General features: G+C 64.9%; 16 protein-coding genes. 11 read left to right on the top strand and 5 right to left on the bottom strand.

Annotated features, from left to right (window positions below):
• Positions 1–56: 56 nt before the first annotated feature.
• The 9 genes from AB0J47_RS05040 to ilvD all read left to right on the top strand — a co-directional run bounded on the left by AB0J47_RS05040 (position 57) and on the right by ilvD (position 11,796).
• Entirely contained in the window at positions 57–1,460 is a 1,404-nt protein-coding gene (locus AB0J47_RS05040) for a cytochrome P450 (protein ID WP_364340634.1), read from the top strand.
• On the top strand, positions 1,457–4,180 hold the full coding sequence (locus AB0J47_RS05045; protein ID WP_364340636.1) for a PEP/pyruvate-binding domain-containing protein: 2,724 nt from the start codon (positions 1,457–1,459) through the stop codon (positions 4,178–4,180). The genes AB0J47_RS05040 and AB0J47_RS05045 overlap by 4 nt, the downstream gene beginning before the upstream one ends.
• Positions 4,177–5,499 carry a pyridoxal phosphate-dependent aminotransferase family protein gene (locus AB0J47_RS05050; protein WP_364340638.1) on the top strand — a complete coding sequence of 441 codons (1,323 nt, stop codon included), beginning with the start codon at positions 4,177–4,179 and terminating at the stop codon, positions 5,497–5,499. The genes AB0J47_RS05045 and AB0J47_RS05050 overlap by 4 nt, the downstream gene beginning before the upstream one ends.
• A 1-nt stretch (position 5,500) precedes the next feature.
• Positions 5,501–6,904 carry a nucleotidyltransferase family protein gene (locus tag AB0J47_RS05055; RefSeq protein WP_364340640.1) on the top strand — a complete coding sequence of 468 codons (1,404 nt, stop codon included), beginning with the start codon at positions 5,501–5,503 and terminating at the stop codon, positions 6,902–6,904.
• Positions 6,901–7,623 (top strand): HAD family hydrolase, encoded by a 723-nt coding sequence (locus tag AB0J47_RS05060; protein WP_364340642.1) that lies wholly within the window; start codon positions 6,901–6,903, stop codon positions 7,621–7,623. Before AB0J47_RS05055 ends, AB0J47_RS05060 begins: the two co-directional genes overlap by 4 nt.
• On the top strand, positions 7,608–8,540 hold the full coding sequence (locus tag AB0J47_RS05065) for a diacylglycerol kinase family protein (RefSeq protein ID WP_364340644.1): 933 nt from the start codon (positions 7,608–7,610) through the stop codon (positions 8,538–8,540). Before AB0J47_RS05060 ends, AB0J47_RS05065 begins: the two co-directional genes overlap by 16 nt.
• Complete coding sequence (locus AB0J47_RS05070) at positions 8,537–9,313, top strand: SDR family NAD(P)-dependent oxidoreductase (protein WP_364340646.1); 777 nt, start codon at positions 8,537–8,539, stop codon at positions 9,311–9,313. Before AB0J47_RS05065 ends, AB0J47_RS05070 begins: the two co-directional genes overlap by 4 nt.
• Positions 9,314–9,478: 165 nt before the next feature.
• Entirely contained in the window at positions 9,479–9,952 is a 474-nt protein-coding gene (locus tag AB0J47_RS05075; RefSeq protein WP_364340648.1) for an HAD-IIIC family phosphatase, read from the top strand.
• 137 nt (positions 9,953–10,089) lie between these two features.
• On the top strand, positions 10,090–11,796 hold the full coding sequence (ilvD, locus tag AB0J47_RS05080) for a dihydroxy-acid dehydratase (RefSeq protein WP_364340650.1): 1,707 nt from the start codon (positions 10,090–10,092) through the stop codon (positions 11,794–11,796).
• A gap of 94 nt (positions 11,797–11,890) precedes the next feature.
• Here the strand turns inward: ilvD and AB0J47_RS05085 are convergent, their stop codons facing one another.
• Complete coding sequence (locus AB0J47_RS05085) at positions 11,891–12,775, bottom strand: sigma-70 family RNA polymerase sigma factor (protein ID WP_364340652.1); 885 nt, start codon at positions 12,773–12,775, stop codon at positions 11,891–11,893.
• Positions 12,776–12,877: 102 nt separating this feature from the next.
• Here AB0J47_RS05085 and AB0J47_RS05090 point away from each other — a divergent pair, with 102 nt between their 5' ends.
• Positions 12,878–13,225 carry a DoxX family protein gene (locus AB0J47_RS05090; RefSeq protein ID WP_364340654.1) on the top strand — a complete coding sequence of 116 codons (348 nt, stop codon included), beginning with the start codon at positions 12,878–12,880 and terminating at the stop codon, positions 13,223–13,225.
• Between the two features lie 302 nt (positions 13,226–13,527).
• Here the strand turns inward: AB0J47_RS05090 and AB0J47_RS05095 are convergent, their stop codons facing one another.
• From AB0J47_RS05095 to AB0J47_RS05110, 4 genes are all read right to left on the bottom strand, one after another.
• Positions 13,528–15,126, bottom strand: a complete 1,599-nt coding sequence (locus AB0J47_RS05095; RefSeq protein ID WP_364340656.1) for a GMC family oxidoreductase N-terminal domain-containing protein — start codon at positions 15,124–15,126, stop codon at positions 13,528–13,530.
• 105 nt (positions 15,127–15,231) lie between these two features.
• Positions 15,232–16,593, bottom strand: coding sequence for an NtaA/DmoA family FMN-dependent monooxygenase (locus AB0J47_RS05100; protein WP_364340658.1), 1,362 nt, complete (start codon positions 16,591–16,593; stop codon positions 15,232–15,234).
• The gene (locus AB0J47_RS05105; protein ID WP_364340660.1) at positions 16,593–17,660 is read right to left on the bottom strand and encodes an LLM class flavin-dependent oxidoreductase; all 1,068 of its coding nucleotides are present in this window, start codon (positions 17,658–17,660) and stop codon (positions 16,593–16,595) included. The genes AB0J47_RS05100 and AB0J47_RS05105 overlap by 1 nt, the downstream gene beginning before the upstream one ends.
• Before the next feature lie 122 nt (positions 17,661–17,782).
• Positions 17,783–19,234 carry an MFS transporter gene (locus AB0J47_RS05110; protein ID WP_364340662.1) on the bottom strand — a complete coding sequence of 484 codons (1,452 nt, stop codon included), beginning with the start codon at positions 19,232–19,234 and terminating at the stop codon, positions 17,783–17,785.
• Positions 19,235–19,429: 195 nt separating this feature from the next.
• Between AB0J47_RS05110 and AB0J47_RS05115 the strand changes: the two genes are divergently transcribed.
• Positions 19,430–23,593 (top strand): trypsin-like peptidase domain-containing protein, encoded by a 4,164-nt coding sequence (locus AB0J47_RS05115; protein ID WP_364340664.1) that lies wholly within the window; start codon positions 19,430–19,432, stop codon positions 23,591–23,593.
• The last annotated feature ends 12 nt before the right edge of the window (positions 23,594–23,605 follow it).

Genomic DNA, 23,605 nt, shown 5'->3' on the forward strand with positions numbered 1-23,605 from the left:
ATCAACACAGCCGTGATCACGGTCATGACGGAGCCGAGCGCCAGCGAGGCGCAGTCATGAGCGTGCAGCCGAAGTTCGGCGGCCGACGGCTCGGCGGTCCGGTACTGCGACATCCGCTCGGTGCGTATCCGGAGTACCGCGCCGACCCGCTCGCGCTGTTCTATGAACAGGCTGTCGCACACCGCGGCAGCGTCCGGCTGCGCCTGGTGCATCAGCAGCTGCATCTGCTCGTCGAGCCGGAGCACATCAATCAGGTCCTGGTCGCCAATGCGGCCAAGTACGAGAAGGGCATCAGCTATCAGAGTCTGAACTACCTGCTCGGACCCGGACTGCTGACCAGCGGCGGCGAACTCTGGAAACGCCAGCGCGCGCTGATCAAACCCGCATTCTCCCGCCGCCACGTCGACACCGAGATTCCGCTCATGGTCGAGTGTGGACAGCGCATGCTCGATCGTCTCGATGCGTACGCGGCGACGGGCGCGGTTTTCGACCTGGTCCCCGAGGTGATGGGCTTCGCGGCGGATGTGGTTTGTCGCGCGGTCATGGGCTCCGATATCGACGGTGTGCTGCCCCAGATCGAAGACGATGTGCGCGAGGGTGTTTCGTGGGTGATGCGGCATATGGCCGCGCCCATTCAAGTGCTGCCGAATGTGCCGACGCCAGCTAATCGCCGCTTCCACGGTGTTCGCGAACGACTACATCGCGTGGTGGACAGCGTCATTCAGCGACACCGGGACGCCGATGCCGAAACGACGTCCCTGCTGGCTCGACTCCTCGCGGCCCGCGATGATGCCGGGCACGCCATGGATGACGCGCAGCTGCGTCATGAGGTGCTCACCTTCCTGCTCGCGGGACACGAGACTACCGGCGGCGCGATGGCGTGGACCATCTACGAACTGGCCCGCAATCCAGCGGTGTTCGCGCGGGTGCGCGACGAGATCGATATGGCGCTCGCGTTGACCGATGGCGTCGATTGGGCGCTACCCGCGCTGGAGCTGACGGGACGCGCGATCGACGAGGCGATGCGCCTGCATCCGCCCGCGTGGGCATTCAGCCGCACCGCTATCGAACCGGACAGCTTCGACCGCTTCGATCTGCAACCGGGCGCGATCGTGGTGATCAGCCCGTTCGTCAACCACCGCTTCCCCGAATTCTGGGATTCACCACTGACCTTCGACCCGGACCGGTTCACCAAGGAGCAGACCAAGGCCCGCCCACCCTTCCGCTACTTTCCCTTCGGCTGGGGCGCACATCTGTGCGTCGGCCAACATATGGCGCTGACGGAGGTGCGTGTCGGCATCGCAATGCTATTGGCCCGCTACGACATCCAACTCGTCAACGGGATGCGGGTTCGGGAAAACCCGGAGATCTCCAATACCCCCGATCCGGTACTCGTGCGGCTCACCCGGCGTGCGCCCGCGGTGCCGACGGCCACGACCATGCAGGAGGCCGCGCAATGACCGGAACAACCGTCAGCGATTTCGCACTGGCCGCTGATGCGACGATGGCGGCGCAAGTGGGCGCCAAGGCTGCGAATCTCGGCAGGCTGGTGGCGGCGGGCCATCGCGTACCACCGTTCGTGGTGCTGAGCGCCGCCGCGTGTGCGCGCATCCTCGAACCGATCCGTGCAGCCATTGCCGAGGCGCTGGATTCGCTCGATCACACCGACACTGTGTCGTTGCGTGCGGTGTCGGGAGAGATACGCACGATCATCCTGGCTCAGGAAATCCCGGCGGCGATCAATACCGAACTGGGCGCTAATGTGCGCGAAATCGTGAACCGCACACCGCAACCCGAGGTTCGGCTGGCGGTACGGTCCTCGGTGAGCGGTGAGGATTCGGCGACGGACTCCTTCGCGGGCCAACTCGACACCTTGCTGAATGTCGCCCCGGCGAACGTATCGGCGGCCGTGCTGGAAGTGCTCGCTTCCGCCTACTCGGAGCGATCGCTGTTCTATCGAGTACATCGTGGACTGGACAACACCGAGATCGACTGCGCCGTCCTGGTTCAGGTGCTGATCGACAGCGCGGTCTCCGGCGTCGCCTTCAGCTGCAACCCGCAGACCGGCGACCCGGGCGAGGCCGTCGTCTCGGCAGCTCTGGGTCTCGGCGAAGGTGTGGTAGCTGGGACCGTGGAATGCGATACCTATTTCGTCGACACCGCCGCGGGCACGATCGTGTCCCGCTCGGTGGCCGAGAAGCAGAGCCGGGTCGTGGTTGCTGCCGACGGTTCCGGCACCGTCATCGAACTGATCGCCGCCGTCACCGAACAGGCACTCACCGACGCGCAGGTGGTCGAACTCGTCGGTACCGCAATGGGATTGGCCGAATCCTTCGGCGCGCCACAGGATATCGAATGGGCCTATGACGCCGAGGGCGTGCTGTACCTGCTCCAAGCCCGGCCGATCACCGCGACCGGTGCCCGCGAAACAATTTTCGACAATGTGAATGTCGCCGAGTCATATCCCGGTCTGTCCAGCCCACTGACCTTCTCGATCCTGCGGAATGCCTATGAGCAGGTATTCCGGGCCTGCCACAAGGATTTCGGCGCCACCGACGCCATCGTCGAACGCAACGCAGCGAGCCTCTACCCCTATCTGGTCGGCACCGCACACGGCCGCATCTACTACAACATCAGCAACTGGTACCGGCTATTCCTGCAGATACCGGGCATGGAGTTCGCCATCGAAGGCTGGGAGGCGGCACTCAATATCGAGAACCGCTACCAGCGCCGGGCCGCGCCGAAACGCGGTCTGGCCAGGGCGAACATGTATCTGCTGCGGCTACGTATCGCCGTCGTCATCACCGTTGGCTGGTTGCGGCTTCCGCGGCGGCTGCGCGCGTTCTTCACCGAACTCCAGAACTTCACCGCAGAACTGGACCACCGGCTGGACCCGGAAACGCCGGAGCGGGAAAGAGATCCGGAAGCCCTGCTCGAGTGGATGGAACGTTGCTTGCACGAACTCGTACCGGCCTACGCGGTACAGATCTTCAATGACTTTCTGGCCCAGCAGATGTTCCACGTCGTCGGTCTGCTGCTGGAACGCGAAGGCCTCACCGAAACAGCCGCCATCACCTTGCGCAATGAATTGTTCTGCGGCGAAGAGGGAGTCGACAGCGTCGACCCGGTCCGCTCGGCGCTCGCCCTGACCGCAACGGTCCGGGCGGATACCGCACTGCGTGAGCTGTTCGAAGGACCGCTGGAACCGCATGAGGTATGGAAAGCCTTGGCACAGCGCGAATTCGCCGATTTCCGCAGTGCATGTCTGCGGCACATCGCCCTGTTCGGCGACCGCACTGTCGACGAGCTGAAGCTGGAAACCGATCCGCTGGGCGAACATCCGGATCGACTGGTCCCCATGCTGCGCAACTACCTGCGTGGCGGTCAGAACATCGACGAAATGGCGGCCCGCGAGAAGCGGATCCGGCGCGACGCGGAGCGCACCGCTGCGAAACTGTTCCGTGGCAAGCTCCCGCAACGGTTGGCATTCCGGTTCGCACTCGGCCGCGCACGCGAGCACGTGAAACAGCGCGAGAATATGCGGCTGGGCCGCAGCCGCTCCTTCGGCCTGGTCAAGCGGGTCTTCCGGGAATACGGCAGGCAGCTGCACGCCGCCGGATTACTCGAGGATCCGCGTGATATCTTCTGGCTCACCTATGAGGAGATAGCGGCCCTCACACGTGGCACCGCGGTCGATACAGATGCGTCGCGTACGGTCGCCACACGCAAGAGTGATCACGAGCGGTGGCGCACCGAGCAGCTGCCGTCCCGAATCGTCACGGCAGGAATCGCGGCCGTCGGCATCAACGATCCGACCTTCGACCATCCCGCTCCTACCGGCGATTCCGGCAGTGTGTTGCACGGAATCGGTTGTGCGCCAGGCCGAGTCGAAGCCCCGGCACTGGTGTTGACCAATCCGGAACCGGATGTGGTCGTCGATGGTCAGATCCTCGTCGCATCCAGCACCGATCCCGGTTGGGTCTTCCTGATGGTGGCCGCCGGGGGATTGGTCAGCGAAAAGGGCAGCCCGCTCTCCCACACCGCCATCATCGGCCGCGAACTCGGCATCCCCACCGTCGTCGGCGTTCCCGGTGTCACCCGGTTGGTCGCCAGCGGGGATGTGCTGATTCTCGACGGTAAGGCCGGAACCGCAACCATCGTTCAGGAACACAGCTCATGACATCTACGGCAGCCGCACCGCACGACACCGCACACGGCGAGAACTTCAGCCTCGAGCATTACCTCGATCCCGCCGCGCACACCTTCGAACAGCGCTTCGAGGAGTTCCGGCCCTATGTCGCCAACGCACGCGGCACCGGATTCGTCCTCCGAGAGATCACCGGACCGGCGGGTCCGGTCGTGCGGGTCCGCGATCCCGATGGTGGCGCGGTCCGCGACCTGATCATGTTGGGTTCGAACAACTATCTCGGCCTCGGCAACGAACCGGAGATCGTCGAGGCCGCTGTCCGCGCCGTGCGCGAATTCGGTGTCGGCCACGGCGGGCCGCCACTACTCAACGGCACCACCTCGGTGCACCGGCGGCTGGAGGAACGCCTCGCCGAGACCAAGGGCTGCGAATCCGCGCTGGTATTCTCCTCCGGCTACGCCGCCAATGTGGGCTGGGTGACCGGTCTGCTGCGCAAGGGCGACATCCTGCTCTACGACGAGCAGAGCCATGCCAGCCTCTACGACGGCATCCAACTCGGCCGGGTCCGCTCGATGGCCTTCGAGCACAACGACCTTCGACATCTGCGACACCGGCTCATGCAGATCCGCTGGCGCAATCCGGGCGCCAACATCGTGGTCGCCGTCGAGGGCGTGTATTCGATGGACGGCGATATCGCACCGCTGCCGGAGATTCGGGCGCTGTGCGATTCGTTCGGGGCCTGGCTGGCCATCGACGACGCGCACGGCACCGGTGTGCTCGGCGCGAACGGCCATGGCACCGCGGAACATTTCGGTATGGGGGCCGGATCGGTCGAGCTGTACATGGGCACGTTCTCGAAGGTGTTCGCCACCACCGGCGGTTTCGTCGCCGGTTCGAAGGATCTGGTGGACACGCTGCGGTTCTTCGCGCGCTCGTACATGTTCTCGGCATCGCTCGCACCTGCGGTCGTCGCCTCGGTACTCGCCGCTATCGATTTCATCGACACACATCCGGAGCGGATCCGCCAATTGCACGACAATGTCGACTACTTCGTGCGGGAACTGCGCCGAATGGGTTTCGCGGTCGATCCGCAGACCGCGATCATCCCGATCCTGGTGCCGCAGCGCCTCGCCGTAGCCGAGGTCGTCGCGGCATTGCATGCCGAGGGCGTGTTCGTCAACGGCGTCGAGTTCCCGGCCGTGCCACGCGAACAGCAGCGACTACGGGTCAGCATGATGGCCACGCTCAGCCGCGCTCAGCTGGATTTCGCGCTGGAGAAGATCTCGGCCGTGGCCCGCCGCTTCGCCTTCCACCCCGAACAAATCGGTCCCACCGAAGAAGGAATCCGCTGATATGACCGGAACCGAAATCGCCGCGGGCGGCACGGCTTCCGAACGCCTGCTGGTGCATGCGGCACTGGCCGAACCGAATCAGGACGAGCGCGCCGCATTGGCTCAGCTCGCCCACGAGATCACCGACTGGTCAGAGGTTTTCGAACTCGCCGAGCTCAATGCGACCGTCCCACTGGTGCAGCGCCGCTTGGAATCCGAGGAACTCTACGACCTCGTTCCCGAACTGGTGCGAGCACATTTCGCCAGCGTGACCGATCACATTGCCGCCGTGAACGATCGACGCCTGGCCGGTGCCCGTGAACTGTTGCGCCGTTTCGACGAACGCGGTGTGCGCTGCGTGGTGCTCAAGGGCATGTTGTTCTCGGCGCAGATCTACCACGACCCGCGCTACAAGCGGATGAACGACCTGGATATCCTCGTCGAACTCGACCAGGTCGACACCGTTATCGACATCTACCGGGAGCTGGGCCTTTTCGCCACGTCCGAACTGCTGGGCAAGGCGCCGAAGGTCCGTGCCGAACGCTCGCACCACCTGCCGTCGTTCGTCTCCCATGACGGATCACTTATCGTCGGAACGCACTGGGGCCTGATCACGCCGCTGGCCCCGTACACCGTCGACTACACCGCGATCTGGAAGCGCGTGCGGCGCATCGACTTCTACGGTGTGCCGGCCTGGGCCATGTCGCACGAGGACAACCTGCACCACCTCGGCATCCACCTGCCGTACTACAAGACCGGTGTGCGCGAGCTCGCCGACATCTGGAACCTGGCCCGCAACGCCGATGACCTCGACTACGATCTGCTGGCCGGTGAAATCGCCAAGGCAGGCAGCGAAAGCTTGATGTACCACGCCCTTTCGCTGGCCGATCGACTGGTTCCCGTCCCGGATTTCGCCGCATTGATCGGCTGGATCGCGCCGAAGATCAACCGCTTCACCCGCTACGACACCGCGCGCAAGACCGCAGATATCCATGCCCTGCTGCGCAGCCGCTCCACCCACACCTCACGCATCGAAAAGGCATATACCGAATTCAATATGACCGCCGTCGCGAGCGAGAAGCGCGATCGTTTCGGTCGCCTGTGGTCGGACCTACTGCTGGTGCCCGGTGCGGAGGCGCGCAAGATGAGTTCACTGCGCGACCCGGCGCCGCTATCCGATCTCGGCGCGCGAATCTCCGCTCCCTACCGGCTGACGCGGGTGTTCCAGCGCGATCTGGGCCGCTGGCTGTTCCCAGCGGCTCTGGCCAAGACAGTCTTCGATCTCGGTGCCGCATATGGTTCGGAACTGGCAAGCCGGGCCGGAATCAGTACGAGTGCAACCGAGCGTCCCGGCATCGACGAATACGCGGCGCGGCTGGGCCTGACCCGCGCCGATCTACAAGCGGTACTGGACAGCCAGGAATGAACCGCACAGTGCTGTGGGACCTGGACGGCACCTTGGTGCGGTTGCATCGACGCCGGTTCAAGACACTGATGCCGCTGGCGGCCGCGCAGGCATTTCGCGAGTTGGCCCCGCCGCATCGGTTCCTGGGTGTCCTGTCGGGCGTGCTGAAGCAGGTGCGGGCCAACGACACCGAGCACACCAACACCGAGCTCATGGTCCGGTTGCTCGCCGACCGGCTGGACCTTGCACCCGATGCGGTGGCGACCCAATTGAAGAGCCTGGCGGAGACGGGCTTTCCGCGCCTGCGTCGCTGTTTTCCGCCGGTGCCGTCGGCACTGGATACCGTGACCCGGCTCCACGAAGCGGGCACGGTACAAGTGGTTGCGACCAACCCGCTGTGGCCGGACAGCACGGTCACCACCCGGCTCGGCTGGGGCGGCTACGACCCGTCCGCGTTCGCCTTCCGAACCAGCGGCGAGAATATGCGCCGCTCGAAACCACGCATCGAGTTCTATCGAGAACTCCTCGACCGGCTCGGCGCGGAACCGGGGGAGTGCGTGATGATCGGCAACGACGCCGTCAATGATGCACCGGCGGCCCGAATCGGGATCCCCGTCTTCCTGGTGAACGTGGCGGAATCGGCTGTCCCACAGGGATATTCGGGGCTTGTACGTACGGGGGATTGGCCTCGGCTACGCGAGTGGCTGGGAATCGAGGAGGAATCATGCTCGTCGTCCTGAATCCACAGTCCAATGCCGGGACGGCGCTGCAGCGGTGGCGCCCGGTAGAAAGCGTTCTGCGCGAACGGAATGCCGCTCTGACCATCGAAATGCCCAGTGACGCGGAACAAGCCACGAAATTGGTGCGGGCCGCTCTCGAGTCGGATCCGCCCGAGGTGATCGTCGCGGCGGGCGGCGACGGCATGCTCAACCTGGTCCTCAACGCGATCATGGACTCGGCGACCGATCGCCCGCGGCAGGGGGCGGAAGCGATCGCTTTGGGCGCGATAGGTCTGGGCAGTTCCAACGACTTCCACAAACCGGTGCGAACCAGTATCGCCGATATCCCGGTTCGGCTCGGCACACCCGAGCTCGTCGATGTCGGCAAGGCCACGATGCTCCTCCCGGACGGCACCCGAACGGTCCGCTACTTCCTGCTCAATGCGAGTATGGGACTCGTAGCGGCGGGCAATCATTCGTTCAATCAGGCGCGCGGGCTGATCGGCTGGCTGAAATCCCGCAATGTCGAGGCGGCCATACTCGCCACCGCACTGAGCAATATCGCCACCCACAAGCCACTCGCCATCCAACTGCGCGGATCCGACTGGGTGCACACCGCACCGATCACGAATGTCGGTGTGCTCAAGAGCGTGCACTTCGCCGGTGGCATGTACTACGACACACCGGTAACCAGCGCGGACGGCATGTTCGATGTGAATATCTGGAAAGCCGCGGGACGGGCACGAATACTGCGGCTCATCGCAGGTCTCTACCGCGGCAAGTTCAGGGGTCGCGCACTGGCCACCTGCCGTCGCGATACCGCGGTGGAACTGCGGCCCGCCGCACCCGCGCCGCTCGAATTGGACGGTGAGATCACGATTGTCGAATCGGCGCGGTTAGAGGTGCTGCCGCGTGTGTTGCAGGTGTGTGCGCTGTGACCGTTGTTCTGGTGACCGGCGCGGCCAACGGTATGGGTGCGGCGACCGTCGAATACCTCGCGTGCGTCGGCTATACGGTCGAGGGCAGCGACAAAGTCGGGCGGGACGGTGTGAGCGCGGTCGATGTCAGCGATACCGAGGCGGTGCGGAGTTGGGTGAAATCCGCGCACGTACGACACGGCCGCATCGATGCTGTGGTCACCTTCGCCGCCTACGGCATTGTCGGTTCGGTGGAGGAGACCGATCCGGACGAGGCCGCGGCGCTCATCGATACCAACGTGATCGGCACCCACCGCGTGCTGCGCGAAGTGCTGCCGATCATGCGTGCGCAGGGCCGCGGGCGGGTAATCGTGGTGAGCTCCGGTGCGGGCGCCATCGCCGAACCCTATGGCGGCTGGTACTCGGCTACCAAGTCCGCCATCGAACGTCTCGGCGAGGCGATGCGGATGGAGACCGCTGGCTTCGGCATCCACGTATCGGTGCTCGCGCCGGGATGGACGGTCACCCCGATCATCGATTCCGCTGCGCGCGTTGCCGTTCCGATCGAGGCATACACGGCCGATCGGACTTCGGTGCTGGCGCGCGTCACCGGATATCTGCAGCACGGACAGTCCGCCGAGACGGTAGCCAGGAAGGTGCGGGCAATCCTGGAAGCACCCGAACCACGCCAAACCTACCTGTGCGGCAGCGATGTTCGGCTCTCGTTCTGGACCCGACGATTCACGCCCGCTCGGGTCTATGAACGGCTGGTTCGCCACTACTACGGCTTTTGACAGGAGCATTCACGGGCGGTACCGGTAGTATCGCCTCGGCCGCACGGGCTCCCAAGAAAGCGGGGGCTTGTCCGGCACGTGCCGTTCGCTGGATGGTTTTGCAGTAGCACATCTGCCGACGACACGGCAGGAAAGGCAGCGATGAACAACCGATAGGGGCAGGCGATGGCACCGGCTCTGAGATGTCTTGTCTGGGAATTGGACAACACCCTCTGGGATGGTGTCGTCTGCGACGCAACCAGCAGCGCACCACGCCCCGCCGCCCTGCGCACGCTGCTGAAGCTGAGCGAGCGCGGCATCTGGCATGCCGTAGCCAGCCGTAGTGACCGCGACCTCACCCTCAAAAAGCTCTATCGACACGGGCTCTACGACATGTTCTCGGCCATCGAGATCGGCTGGGGCCGCAAATCCGCGTCGCTATTGCGGATCGCGCACACTCTCGGCTTGGAACTGGACACCGTCGGGTTCATCGATGCCGAGCCGGTGGAACGAGCCGAGGTCACCCGAGCGCTCCCACGCGTGCGCTGCTACGCCGCCCGCAATGCCGATGTGCTGCCCGCACTTCCCGACTTCCGCCCGGTGCTGCGCACGGGCCCGTCTCCCACGCCGCCCATGGGATTCGCGAGCGTCAGGGGGTAGCGCCCCATTCGGCTGGGCCGCCATCGTTGATCGTCGAGACGCTGGGCCGCCAACTGAGCCTGCTGACAGCGGTCGAATCGCGGGGCCGATCGGCGTGGTCGGCAGCGGTGGAGATACGGGCGGGGAATGATGTGGCCATGGCGAATGATCCGAACGGTCCCGATATCAAGCCGCGTAGTCGCGATGTCACCGATGGTCTGGAGAAGACGGCCGCCCGCGGGATGCTCCGGGCGGTCGGCATGGACGACGGCGACTGGGGGAAGTCGCAGATCGGTGTGGCCTCCTCGTGGAATGAGATCACGCCGTGCAATCTGTCGCTGGACCGGCTGGCCAAGGCGTGCAAGGAGGGAGTGTTCGCGGGCGGCGGGTATCCGATGGAATTCGGGACAATTTCGGTCTCCGACGGCATCTCCATGGGACATGAGGGCATGCATTTCTCGCTGGTATCGCGCGAGGTGATCGCCGACAGCGTGGAAACCGTGATGCAGGCCGAGCGGCTCGACGGTTCTGTGCTGCTGGCCGGATGCGATAAATCCTTACCCGGCATGCTGATGGCGGCGGCGCGGCTGAACCTGGCGAGTGTGTTTCTGTACGCGGGCTCGATTCTGCCCGGTATCGCGAAACTCAGTGATGGCAGCGAGCGCGAAGTGACGATCATCGATGCGTTCGAGGCGGTCGGCGCCTGCTCGCGCGGTCTGATGAGCCGCGAGGATGTGGATGCCATCGAACGGGCCATCTGTCCGGGTGAGGGTGCCTGCGGCGGCATGTACACCGCCAACACCATGGCCAGCGCGGCCGAGGCATTGGGTATGTCGCTGCCCGGCAGTGCGGCACCGCCCGCGACCGATCGACGTCGCGACAGCTACGCGCGGCGCAGCGGTGAGGCGGTGGTGGAATTGCTGCGTCGGGGAATCACGACGGCCGACATTCTCACCAAGGAGGCCTTCGAGAACGCGATCGCGGTGGTGATGGCATTCGGCGGCTCCACCAATGCGGTACTGCATCTGTTGGCGATCGCCCACGACGCGAAAGTCGATCTGTCACTCGAGGATTTCGCGCGCATCGGCCGCCGGGTGCCGCACCTCGCCGATGTGAAACCCTTCGGGCGACATGTGATGACCGATGTGGACCGGATCGGGGGCGTGCCGGTGATGATGAAAGCGCTGCTGGATGCCGGGCTGCTGCACGGCGACTGCCTGACCGTCACCGGACGCACGGTCGCGGAAAACCTGGCTACCATCGCGCCGCCGGATCCGGACGGAAAAGTGGTGCGGGCCATGGCATCTCCCATCCACCCGACCGGCGGCATCACCATTCTCGCCGGATCGCTCGCACCCGGCGGTGCGGTGGTCAAGTCGGCAGGCTTCGATTCCGATGTATTCACCGGTACGGCACGGGTTTTCGACCGCGAACGGGCAGCGATGGACGCGCTCGAGGACGGCACGATCACCGCGGGCGACGTGGTGGTCATCCGCTACGAGGGGCCCAAGGGCGGTCCCGGTATGCGTGAGATGCTCGCGATCACCGCGGCCATCAAGGGCGCGGGCCTCGGAAAGGACGTGCTGCTGCTCACCGACGGACGTTTCTCCGGCGGCACCACCGGTCTCTGCGTCGGCCACGTCGCCCCCGAGGCGGTCGATGGCGGACCGATCGCCTTCGTCCACGATGGTGACCAGATCCGCCTCGACGTCGCCGCGGGCACCCTCGACCTTCTCATCGACCTGGAAGAACTCGACCGGCGCGGTGAAGGCTGGAAACCGCTGCCGCCGCGCTACACCCGCGGCGTACTCGCCAAGTATTCGAAGTTGGTGGGCTCAGCATCGTTCGGTGCCGTCTGCGACTGAAGTAAGAGTCTGCTGGCTGATGGCCCGATAGACCGCCGAGGGGATTCCTATCATGCGCGACGGCTGATGTTCGACGGCCTGGACCTCCTCTGGCTCAGAGCAATTCAGGGAGCACGGCCAAGTCGAGTTGCCGCAGTCGGGTCGGATCGGCGATCACCTCGTAGGCCGCGATTCGGTCGTCCAGGACCGTAACCGCGAGCGCGAGCAGCAGTTTGCCGCGCGGCGCGACAATGATCCCGACCGCGCCATCGACCAGCGCGAGCGTGGCGACCTGGGATCGGCGGCGCAGGATGACGGTCTCGCGGGCTACCGCCTGTGCCCCGCGCGCGACCTGCGCCATGCCCGAGGGCAGTGCGGCCGGATCGGCCGTACGCACCACGTCGGGTGCCAGTACGGCGAGCAGTGCGTCGAGATCACCGCTGCGGGCGGCGGCGAGGAAGGCATCCACGACATGCCGCTGCTGCGCGAGTTCGGAAGTGGCTGCGGTCGCGTCGCCGTGCGCCCGCGCGCGGGCCCGGCTGGCGAGCTTCTTGGTGGCGGTGCTGGTTCGTCCGATGATCGGCGCGATCTGATCGAAGGGCACGGCGAACATATCGTGCAGCACGAACGCCACCCGCTCATCGGGACCGAGCGTATCCAGCACCACCAGTAGCGCGCGTCCGACCGAATCGATCAGCACCGCTTCGCTTTCCGGATCGCGGTCAGAGGCGGTATCGCCGAGTTCGACGAGCCGATCGATCGGATCCTCGCGTCGGGCGGTTCGCGAGCGCAGCATATCGAGGCAGATCCGGGAGACCACCGTGGTCAACCACCCCGCAAGATTCTCGACATCGCTCGTATCGGAGCGATCCAGCCGTAGCCACGCCTCCTGCACCGCATCCTCGGCTTCGCTGGCCGATCCGAGCATCCGGTAGGCGACCGCGTGCAGGTGATCGCGGTGCGTCTCGAATCGTCGCGCCAGCAATTCCTGTGCGTGCATCGGTCACCTTTCGCGGTCGGCATCCGTCACGTGAATAGGCGATCAGGTGTCCCACCCACGATCGCAGACCCACAGAACCGAGATACCCGGAGGGTAGTTCCCGTGTCTATCGCATATGTCGTCGTCACCATCCTCGCCGCCGTAGCCGCCTTCGGCGCCACCGGCTTCGATATCGTCAAGGCGGATCAGGTGCGCGAGACCATGCGCGGCTACGGCCTCCCGCAATGGACCCTCAAACCACTGGCCATCCTGAAAGCACTCGGCGGCCTCGGTCTCTTGATCGGCCTGGCGTTCCCGCCACTCGGCCTCATCGCCGCCCTCTGCCTGGTCCTCTACTTTCTCGGCGCGGAAATCACCATTATCCGAGCCAAGTGGTACGCCGACATCGCTTATCCCATGCCCTACCTGATCCTGTCCGCAGGCTCCCTGGCCCTGTTCGCCTACGCGTGACTCGGTGTGTCCACGCACCTCCTTTGGGCAGCGACCAGATGATTCGCATCGACGAGGCGAGCACAGCGGCGTCACACCGGTCGGGCAGGCGGGGCGCTTTGACATCCGATGCGGCACAGCACGTTATGCGCACATGCATGCAATGCGATATTGCACTGCATGCCATTTCGAGCCCTATTCGCGACGGAGATCCCCAGAACCACGGATTTCGTTGTCCGCCCGGCGCATTCCCGTGGAGACACAGAGTCCTGAGGATCCAGCCCGGCAACGCGGCTGATCGAGCATTCGCCTACTGCAGCGCACTAAGCACGCAGGATGAACTGAGCCGCCTGCTCACCGATGAACACACTCGGCGCATGTGTGTGCCCGCGGATCAGCAACGGCATCACCGACGCGTCCGCAACACGGAGTCCTTGCACCCCACGCACTTCCAGGCGTGGGGTGACAACACTGCTCGCGTCGGTGCCCATCCGGCAGGTGCCGACCGGGTGATACAGGGTGTGCGAATAGCCGTTCAGCGTCAACTCGATCGCGCCCTCGAGATCGACCGGAGCCTGCGGAGGGTAGATCAGCGGCCCGAGTACGGCCTTCAAAGCCGGAGCTGCGGCCAGCTCGGCGCATACCCGCAGACCGGACATGATCGCAGTTCGGTCCGCACCGCCGCTATCGGAGAGGTACCGCGGGTCGATGACCGGTTTGGCCGCGGGATCAGCAGAACCAAGCGAGATCCGACCGCGACTGTGCGGCCGCAACAGCACCGTCGCCAGCACGACCCCGTGCTCCGTGGGATCCTCGAGACCCTCGTAAAAGAACGGCGCAGGCGCGAAAATCAGCTCCAGATCCGGCAATTCGAGATCGGACCGGCTGCGGATGAAGCCATAGGCCTCACCGACATTGGAGGTGAGCATGCCGCGGTGCCGGATCAGATAATCGAGCAGCTGACGTGGCTTTTCCGCGGTGAACAGCGAATCGGATTCGACGCCGTAGCCGAGCGCCGCCACCAGGTGGTCCTGCAGATTGGCGCCCACCTCCGGAGCATGGTGCACAAGCGGGATGTGATGACGTGACAGTTCGTCCTCATCGCCGACACCCGAGAGCATAAGCAACTGTGGGCTATTGATCGCCCCACCGCAGAGGATCACCTCGCGCCGTGCTGCCACCGTCTGGGTGATGCCGTCCTTGTAATACTCCACACCGGTAGCGCGCGGTCGTCCATTCGGCGAGGTTGCGAAGATGATCCGCGACGCGAGCGCCTCGGCGTATACGGTGAGATTCGGACGGCGCATCGCCGGTTTCAGATAACCGTCGGCCGTGCTCCACCGTTTGCCGCCATGCTGAGTGACCATGGTCTCGCTGAACCCCTCCGGCTGGGGCCGGTTCGGCGGCTCCACAGTGAATCCGGATTCCTTGACCGCGGCCAGATACGCCGCGGTCAGCGCACGCGGACTGCGCTGCCGCGAAATACGCAGCGGCCCGGTCGCGCCCTCATCCGGATACGAGGCATCCTCGACGGTCTCGATTTTGCGGAACTGCTCGACCGCCGCCGAGAACCCCCATTCGTCCCCGGCCAGCAATGCCCACTCGTCGTAGTCGGCACGGAATCCGCGCACCCACATCATCGCGTTCATCGATGACGATCCGCCGAACATTTTGCCGCGCGGCCAGTAGATCTGCCGATTCTTCAGCTCGGGTTGCGGTTCGGTGAGGTAATCCCAATCCACCTCCGAACGGAACAGCTTGGCGAACGCCGCCGGGATATGGGCGAACTTGTTCTTATCCGGCCCTCCGGCCTCGAGCACCACCACCGACACATTCGGATCGACGCTGAGCCGGTTGGCCAGGACCGCGCCGGCCGACCCGGAGCCGACGATCACATAATCCGCGCTAACCCCTGCTTGCACTGTCCCACTCCGATCTGCACTGCGTATGGCAAACATACGAGTAAGACGCGGTCTCGGGTTCGGTTTCCAGGCAAACCGGCCATCTTTCGCGGATCGGACTGGTTTTCAGCGCCTGGTCAGCGGCGGTCGCAGTCCGAGGTGTTCGCGCAGAGTGGTGCCGGTGTACTGGGTGCGGTACGAGCCGCGCTCCTGCAATTCCGGAACCAGCCAGTCGACGATCTCGTCGAGTCCGGTGGGCGCCAGATACGGCGAGATATTGAACCCGTGGGTCGCGCCGTGGCGGACCCAGCGGGTCAGTTCGTCGGCGACCCGGCTCGGTGTCCCGGCGAATCCGGACCGCTGCGAGGTCTCGATGGCGACTTGGCGCAGCGACAGATTCTTGGCCTCGGCCAGCGCCCGCCACTCCCGGGCGATCGCCACCGGATCCTGACCGTCGCGCTGTGCGCCGCGCTCACCCGAAATCACTTGGGGCTGTGGATCATCCGCCGGCAGCGGACCGTCCGGATCGAGATCCGACAGGTCACGACCCCACACCTGCCCGACCAGGGACAGTGCGGTCTGACCGGTGAATTGACCCTCCAGCACCCAGCGCGCCTTCTCCTCGACCTCGGATTCCCGCTCCGCCAATACGATCTGGGTACCGGGCAGGATCTTGATGTCATCGGCCGGTCGGCCCGCGCGTTCCAGGCGTGTCCGAATATCGTTCGCGAAGTCGAGCGCGGCGTCGAAATGTGTTCCGTGCCTGGAGAAGATGACCTCGGCGTGGGTCGCAGCGAAATCGCGGCCCGCGGGTGAATCACCCGCTTGGAAGATCACCGGATGTCCCTGGGCGCTGCGCGGCAGGGTCGGCGTAATCGAGACTCGGAAGTGCTCGTTGTCGCGAGTTACCAGCCGCACTGAATCCGATGCGGCCCAATCTATATCGCGGCGCGAGGTCGCGATCGCATTGTCGGACCAGGCATCCCAGATCTCGCGGGCCGTGCGGATGAATTCGCCCGCGCGCTCGTAGCGCTGCGCGTGGTCGAGGAAGCCGCCGCGCCGGAAATTCGCACCGGTCCAGGCATTATCGGTGGTGACCGCATTCCAGCCCGCGCGTCCACCGGACAGCAGATCCAGACCCGCGAGCCGCCGGGCGAGATCGGCCGGTTCGTTATAGGTGGTGTTCTGGGTGGCGACCAGACCGATCCGGCTGGTGATCCCGGCCAGCGCCGCCAGCTGGGCAACGGCGTCGGGACGTCCGGCGATGTCGGTATCGAGCAGCTGTCCGTTCTGCTCGCGCAGGCGAAGGCCCTCACCGAGGAAGAATGCGTCGAACAGTCCACGTTCGGCGGTGGTGACGATATGCCGGAAGGTTTCGAAGTCGATCTGCGAGCCGCTGCTCGGATCCGACCAAATGGTGCTGTGGTTGACGCCCTGGAAGAAAACGCCGAAATGGACCTGTGCGTCGGGGAACGGAACCTCGGACATCAGTGCTGATCCTTCGCATAACGGTTGATCGGCCGCTGCAGGCCGAGATTGGCGCGCAGGGTCGAACCCGGCACCGGACGGTGGGTCACACCGGCGCGCAACAGTGCGGGCAGGACGTAGCGCGCCAGCGCCGGGAGATCTTCGTCGATGACGGCCGGATGCAGACGTACGCCTTCGACGTGGTCAGCGAGTTGGGTGATGAGGCGCACGAGTTCGGTGGGGGAACCTGAGAACGTCAGGCGCTCAGTACGATTCGCGGTCGTGTATGCATCTAGTTCGGCGAGGCGCTCGGCGGCCGTGGCATCCGGAATGTCCAGGGCGACATCGAGTTCGACGAACACCAGTGCACCGCTGGCCCGCGCCCGGTCGGCGGCGGCGAGCGTCTGAGCGAGATCGCTTCCGGTGACCAGGATGACGTCAGCATCGCCGGCGTCGTACGCGAAGACGACCACCTGCCCCTGCGGTGGTCGAGGCACGATGGCCGGACCCTTCACCGAGAACGTTTCGCCGCTGAAGTCGATGTAGTGCAGCTTGTCTCGATCGAGGAATCGGCTCGCCGCATAGTCGCGCACCACGGCATCGTCTTCCCAGGAATCCCACAGCTGACGCGCGACCTCGATCGAATCCCGTTGTTCGCGTGCGAGTTCCGCGTCGGTAATGCGCGGCGGCCGTCCCCAGGCCGTGGCGGCCGCGGGATCGGTCGTCGCGATCCACCCGCCGCGGCCACGCGAGGCGTAATCGAGCGTGGCCAGTTGTGACGAGGTATGGAACGGCTCCGCGTAGGTGGTCGCGACCGTGGCAACCAGCCCGATGGTGCTGGTTGTCGCCGCGACGAACGAAGCCCGCGTCACCCCGTCGATCCGCCCGGCTGGATGCTGGGCGGGCGGCAGGATCGAATCGTCGAAGGTGGCGAGCTTGAAACCAGCATTCTCGGCCGCGCTCACGCGTTTGCGCAGCGTATTGCCGGTGAGCAACTGATCGGGCGCATGTGCGGCCCGCCGCCACGCGGCCGGGTGGTATCCCTCGCCATCCAATTCGATGCCCACCGCGAAGACATTTCCGCTCATTGGTATGACGATCGTCAAACTTGTCCGGCTCCGCCATTATTTGCCTCGCGATGATCCGAACCCGCCGAGAGTCCGGTGATCCCGGATGCGCCAACAAGCGAATCCGGGATCGGTTGTCGCACCTACCGTGCGGCGCGCGCGGACAGTGCCGCCGCAACCAATACCGTTACGCCCTCCGCAATCGCGGTGCCGCCCAGCGCATGTGCGGCCGACAGCACTGTACTGCCCGCGAGCCCGAGGAAAACCGACCCGAAGCACGCGATCCCGACTACGACACCGAGCTGCACACTGGTCACCAGAATGCCACTGGCATCGGCGGCGAGGGCCATCGGAATCCTGGCCAGGGTACGGGTCATCAGCGGGCTGAAGGCGAGGCCGAAGCCGATGCCCTGGATACCGAAGACGGCCAGCGGCAGCGGTCCGAAGTCGGCGCCGTTACGGAGCATCATGCCCAGCGTCACCATTGTGGTCGCGCCGACCGTCAGGCCGAACGGAATCATGGTGGCGTGCAGGCGATGTGGGATGCGCTCCCAGTTCAAACTGGCCAGCGCGAACGTCACGCCCATCGGAATGAACAGCAGACCCGCGTGCAGTGCGGTGTAGCCGAGAGTGCTCTGCAGGTGTATCGCCATGACGAACATCCAGCCGCCGAAGGTCGCCATGATCGTGAACAGTGTGCCCGCGGTGAGCGCCAGACCCGGTGACGTCAGCACCCGCTGTGCGAACAGCGGTTCACCGTCGCGAGCCGCAACGGCCCGCTCGATCGCAACGAACAATCCGACACCTATCACGCTGGCGCCCAGAGTGATCCACGTCCACAGCGGCCAGTCCTGCTCATGTCCCAATACCAGCGGCAGCACAAGCAGCAGTACCGAGATGGTGAGCATGGTCAGACCCGCGAGATCCAGCTTCCGATCGAATCGTGCGGTGGCCGTGGGCAATACCCGCGGCGCAATCAGCAGCAGCACCGCACCGATCGGCACATTCACCAGGAATACACCGCGCCAGCTGCTGCCGAACAGGTCGGCGTTGACGATCAATCCACCCGCCACCTGGCCGACGACCATACCGCCGGAAATAATCGCCGAGTACGCGCTGAGCGCCTTGGCCCTGGCATTGCCGGTGAAATTCCGCTGGATCATGGTCATGATCTGTGGAATCATCGCCGCGGCACCGGCACCCTGCAGGAACCGGAATACGATGAGCGAGAACTCATTCCACGCCAAACCGCAGGCCAGCGAGGCAACGGTGAACACCGCGAGCCCGGTAATGAAGGTGCGGCGCTGTGTGAACCGATCACCCAACCGGGCACCGGTCACGAGCAATACGGCATAGGCGATCACATACCCCGCGACGATCAACTGCAACGCGGATCCACTGGTATGCAACGAAGTACGAATAGAAGGAATGGCGACATTCACGATCGAGGCATCGAGCACCGCCATGAACTGCCCCGTGAGCAATACCGCGAGCACCGCGATGGTCCGCCGCGCACCGAACTCGGCGGGTTGAACTGCCGGCTCCGCAGCGGCCGACGTGGCCGCAGCGGTTCCCGGCTGCAAGGTCTGAGTCATGTGATGAGCTTGCAACCGATCCGACACCAGTAACAGGAGTCCGATAACACTGGTACTGGCAACACCTGGATACCGACCGGTGGACGCGGCGAGTGCCGTGGAACCGCGGCCAGATGATCACCTACGATATCGCCTTTCGATCTCGAGCCCCGTTGTGCCGCGATATGTTCGGTCGGGTACACAGGGAGAGGGACCATGACTGCAGGTGGTTCGAGCGCTGTCGCTCGGTTCGGCTCGGCGCATGCGCGGATCTGCACGACCACAGGTCAGGTCGTCGGCGCAGGATTCCTGGTCGGCCCGAACATCGTCGCGACGTGCGCGCACGTGATCGCGTTCGCGGCCGGTACCGATCCAAATGCTGTGCAGCCGCCGGATTCCGTTGTGGCGGTTGAGTTTCCGTTGCTGCCGTCGGTCGGGACGTGGCGTGCGCGGGTGCGCCGGTGGACCCCGATCGCGGGGGACGGTCGGGGTGATATCGCGATTCTGGAACTGGACGACGCCGTGGGCGATCCGGTTGTGCCGCCGCCGTTTTGGCGTGCCAATGACCCGTGGGGGCGCGAGTTCCGGATGTTCGGCTTTCCGGCGGAGTTGCCCGACGGTGTCTGGGCGTCGGGCGAGTTCCGGGAACGGCAGGGCACCGGTTGGTTGCAACTGCAGCGAGTCGGCGGTCAGCCGATCACGCGGGGGTTCAGCGGTGCGCCGGTGTGGGACAGCGGAACAGACGCGGTAGTGGGGATGGCCGCAGTCGCCGACCCGCGTGGGTACACCGGAACCGCGTTCATGATCCCGATCGCCGAAATACTCGGCATGGACCCCTCGTTCGTCCCCAACCCCTATCGTGGGCTGGAGCCGTTCGACGAGGAACACGCGGACTACTTCTACGGTCGAGACGACGACATCGATCGCGCGTTGGCGGCGCTGCGGAAGCGACCGCTCGTCGCGGTGGCCGGACCGTCGGGCATCGGCAAATCGTCGCTCATCCGCGCGGGGGTGATCCCCCGGCTCCGCGCACAGGGGCGCCAGATCGCGACCTTCCGGCTTGCCGGCGAGGTGTCGCCGGGCGATGCGGCCACGCCGGTCGTCCGAGCGATGACTCCACGATTCGATTTTCCGGACGGCGGCCAGCTTTCGACACTGCTGGCGCAGCAGGCGGCGCGTGAGCCGGGGACTGTCGATGATTCGGTGGCGCGCCTGCTCGAACGCGTGCCGCCGGAGGGCTTGGTGCTGTTCGCGGATCAGTTCGAGGATCTGGCTGCGACCGCGCCGGAGCGGGCGCGTGCGGTGCTGCAATGGCTGATGGAGCTCGCCCGCGCCGATACCGAGGGACGCATCCGAATTCTGCTCACGTTGCGGTGGGATGCGCTGAACAACCTGATCGACGCGGACCTCGCCAGCTTTCTCGACGGAGCCACGGTGGCGGTGGCACCGATGGGTCGTGACCAACTCCGCGACGCCATCCAGCGGCCCGCCGCCCGTGCGCCCGGAGCCGATCTACACCCGGCCCTCGTCGAGCGTCTCGTGGATGACACGGTGGGCGAGCCGGGCACGCTGCCGCTGCTCGAGTCGACTCTGACGCAACTGTGGGATCGACGGGCCGCTGCTTCGATCACCGTCGATGACTACGAAAGAGCGGGCCGCGCAATAGGTTTCTTCACCGACCGCGCCGACCGTGTGCTGGCCCAGTTCACCGATCCGATCGAAGCGTTCGGCGTGCAGCGCTTGCTGAAGTTGCTCGCCGCTCCCGCTTCGAGCGGAGGCGGTTTCGTCCGGTCCGTGGTGTCGATGGGTGATTTCCCTGAACTGCGCAGTGTCGCTGGACGGTTGGCGCGCGATCGGCTGGTCGTCGTGGGCCGAGACGCACATGGAACCGACACCGTCGAACTGGCCCACCAGGCCCTCATCGACAACTGGTCGCGGCTGCGCGCCTGGCTGCAGGACGACCGCGACTTCCGCGCCTGGCAGCAGCAACTCGAGCAGGACCGCCAGAAATGGGAGCTGTCCGAGCACGACAACGGCGCGCTGCTACACGGTAGGGCGCTGGAGGATGCGCTCGAATGGGTCGATAGGCGCAAACCCGAAGTCCCTGCGGCTCACCGGCTATACATCGCGGCTTCTCGTCGACTCCGCCGCCGCGAGGTGCGGCGCTTGTGGACCGTCACTGCGGTTGTCACCGTCCTCGCCCTGGTCGCCTCCGGCACCGCGATCGTCGCCTACCGCACCAGTCAGGCCCGGACAGCACAGTTACGCGAGCAGGCGGGAATAAACCTCGCCCAGCAATCGGAGGCGCTCGGCAATACCGATCCGTCGGCGGCTCTCCAACTCGCCCAAGCCGCAGGAAGATTCGCTCCGAACAATGCGGATGTGCGAGCGGAGCAGCTGCTCGCGCAGATTCGGCTCGGCGCATTAGAGGCCGCGTACAACGATCTTTGGTCCGATGTGCTGACAGCCGGCTTCAGCGCGGATGCGTCGGTGTTGGCAACTGCCCAATCGAATGGCCAGATCACAGTCTGGACAGGATTTCTCACCGGACCGCCGTCGCCGTGGCGGGTGGCGACGGTGCCGAATGTTGTCGGCGCACGCCTGAGCCCCGAGGGCGGCAAACTGGCGATCCTGAACAATCGTGGCGGCATTGCGCTGTGGGACGTGTCGACTCGATCCGGTCCCGTCACCGTTCGTCCCGACGGTGCGGATGTCGTGGGAAGAACGGCGCTCGTCGCAAAGTTCTCTCAGGATGGCAGGCAACTGTTCATTTCTGTCGACCCGAAGCGGGGCCATGGGACCTATCTCGGCGATCCCGATGTGATCGAACGATATGACCTGTCCGGACCGCCTCATCGGTTGCCCGACATTCCTGCCGATGGCATGCCGATCCGGACCATCGCACGGGTCGACTCCGCGAACGAGACCCTGTGGCTTTCGGAAACGGATGTCGATCTCAAAGTTCACCAGGTCATTTACGACCTGAAAAGCGGTCGGCCAGTTCGTGATTGGCCGGGGCGTGACGTCACACCGGACGGGCTGACCGTCGAATGCGCGGATGACTCGAAGACGCTGATTATTCGCGGCGCCGACGGTGCCGAACTTCGCCGGGTCGGTCTCGGCACCTGCGGATCGTTGCGACTCGACAGCACAGGACAATTCGCGATCGAATATTCCGGCGAGAACAGGGATGCGTTCGAGATCGCGAAGCTCGTCCACATAGCGACTGGACGTGTTTATCAGGTCCAGGTTCGACACAGCTCCGACGCGATCGCTCCTGCGGTACACCTCACCTCGGCTGGTCCGGTGTTGATCTATGCGGCGAGTAACGGCATCGAGCGATACGGGGCGGCGGCGGAGTCCAATTCTGATTGGGCCGAGATCACGCCCGACGACGTCACGGCCTTGTGGAGTCCCAACGGCCGCTATGTCGCTGGCTCTCGTGGCGAAACCTTCGAAGTCATCGACATGCAGTCGATGCGTCTCCTCTTCAGCCTGCCTGGTTTCACGCTTCGTGTCTGGCCACACGCGATGCTCGCCTTCACTCCAGATGGGCGGCACGCCCTGATGTGGACCGGCACTTCGCGGGTTGCCGTTGTGCTGATGCCGGCCTTCGACGAGGTAGGTCGAATACCACTCCCGACGCCCTCGGGCTTGAATTCGGCGGATCTATCGTTCGTCACCTTCGCCATCCGCAACGACGACGAAGCGGCCGCGCTGCACGCGGGAGCCATCACGCGCTGGCACATCGGCGACGGTCGACAGATCGGAGGTCAGGTCTTGCTCAGCCAGAATCTCGACGATTTGCGGACTACCGCAAAAGCGGCGACCCTCGTCGGTTACGCGTCGACAGACTCGGTAGTTGTCAATATCGCCGGCAAGTCGCTGCAGCTGTGGAATCTCGACAGCGGTGCACTGGTTCGCTCGTTCGAACTGCCGGGTGTAGGTGTGGCGAATGTCCATATGAATCCCGGGAACACCGAGGTGCTGGTTCAGGATGACTCAGGAGCGCTGTTCCGCTGGAATACCGCCACTGGTGAAACGGCGAAGATGGACATGCCGCCGGTACCGCACGACTCCGTTGTCGCCGGCTGGTCACCAGACGGTCTTGTCGTGCTCGGCAACAAGTCCGAAGTCGAGGTCTGGGACACCCGAGCAGGCACCAGCACGAAATTCACCGTGCCTGGATCCATCACGGTTTGGAAGCTCGTCGGAACGACGCTCATCGGTCTGTCGGACGTCGAATTGATCCGAATCAATCTCGACCGCAACGATATTCAGAAACGGCTGTGCCTGATCAGCAATCGTGACTACATCGACGCCGAACGCGACAAGCTCCCGCGCGGCGTCGACAGCAAGCCGCCATGTGCCCGCGGCTGACGCTCGAGCGTT

The organism is Nocardia sp. NPDC049737, assembly GCF_040674755.1.
Taxonomy (GTDB): domain Bacteria; phylum Actinomycetota; class Actinomycetes; order Mycobacteriales; family Mycobacteriaceae; genus Nocardia.

Excerpts from the sequence above, each read along its gene's own strand:
- AB0J47_RS05075 (WP_364340648.1), top strand. The coding sequence starts at position 9,479 with ATGGCACCGGCTCTGAGATGTCTTGTCTGGGAATTGGACAACACCCTC.
- AB0J47_RS05115 (WP_364340664.1), top strand. The coding sequence starts at position 19,430 with ATGACTGCAGGTGGTTCGAGCGCTGTCGCTCGGTTCGGCTCGGCGCAT.
- ilvD (WP_364340650.1), top strand. The coding sequence starts at position 10,090 with ATGGCGAATGATCCGAACGGTCCCGATATCAAGCCGCGTAGTCGCGAT.
- AB0J47_RS05060 (WP_364340642.1), top strand. The coding sequence starts at position 6,901 with ATGAACCGCACAGTGCTGTGGGACCTGGACGGCACCTTGGTGCGGTTG.
- AB0J47_RS05055 (WP_364340640.1), top strand. The coding sequence starts at position 5,501 with ATGACCGGAACCGAAATCGCCGCGGGCGGCACGGCTTCCGAACGCCTG.
- AB0J47_RS05110 (WP_364340662.1), bottom strand. The coding sequence starts at position 19,234 with ATGACTCAGACCTTGCAGCCGGGAACCGCTGCGGCCACGTCGGCCGCT.
- AB0J47_RS05050 (WP_364340638.1), top strand. The coding sequence starts at position 4,177 with ATGACATCTACGGCAGCCGCACCGCACGACACCGCACACGGCGAGAAC.
- AB0J47_RS05100 (WP_364340658.1), bottom strand. The coding sequence starts at position 16,593 with ATGTCCGAGGTTCCGTTCCCCGACGCACAGGTCCATTTCGGCGTTTTC.
- AB0J47_RS05085 (WP_364340652.1), bottom strand. The coding sequence starts at position 12,775 with ATGCACGCACAGGAATTGCTGGCGCGACGATTCGAGACGCACCGCGAT.
- AB0J47_RS05045 (WP_364340636.1), top strand. The coding sequence starts at position 1,457 with ATGACCGGAACAACCGTCAGCGATTTCGCACTGGCCGCTGATGCGACG.
- AB0J47_RS05065 (WP_364340644.1), top strand. The coding sequence starts at position 7,608 with ATGCTCGTCGTCCTGAATCCACAGTCCAATGCCGGGACGGCGCTGCAG.
- AB0J47_RS05105 (WP_364340660.1), bottom strand. The coding sequence starts at position 17,660 with ATGAGCGGAAATGTCTTCGCGGTGGGCATCGAATTGGATGGCGAGGGA.
- AB0J47_RS05040 (WP_364340634.1), top strand. The coding sequence starts at position 57 with ATGAGCGTGCAGCCGAAGTTCGGCGGCCGACGGCTCGGCGGTCCGGTA.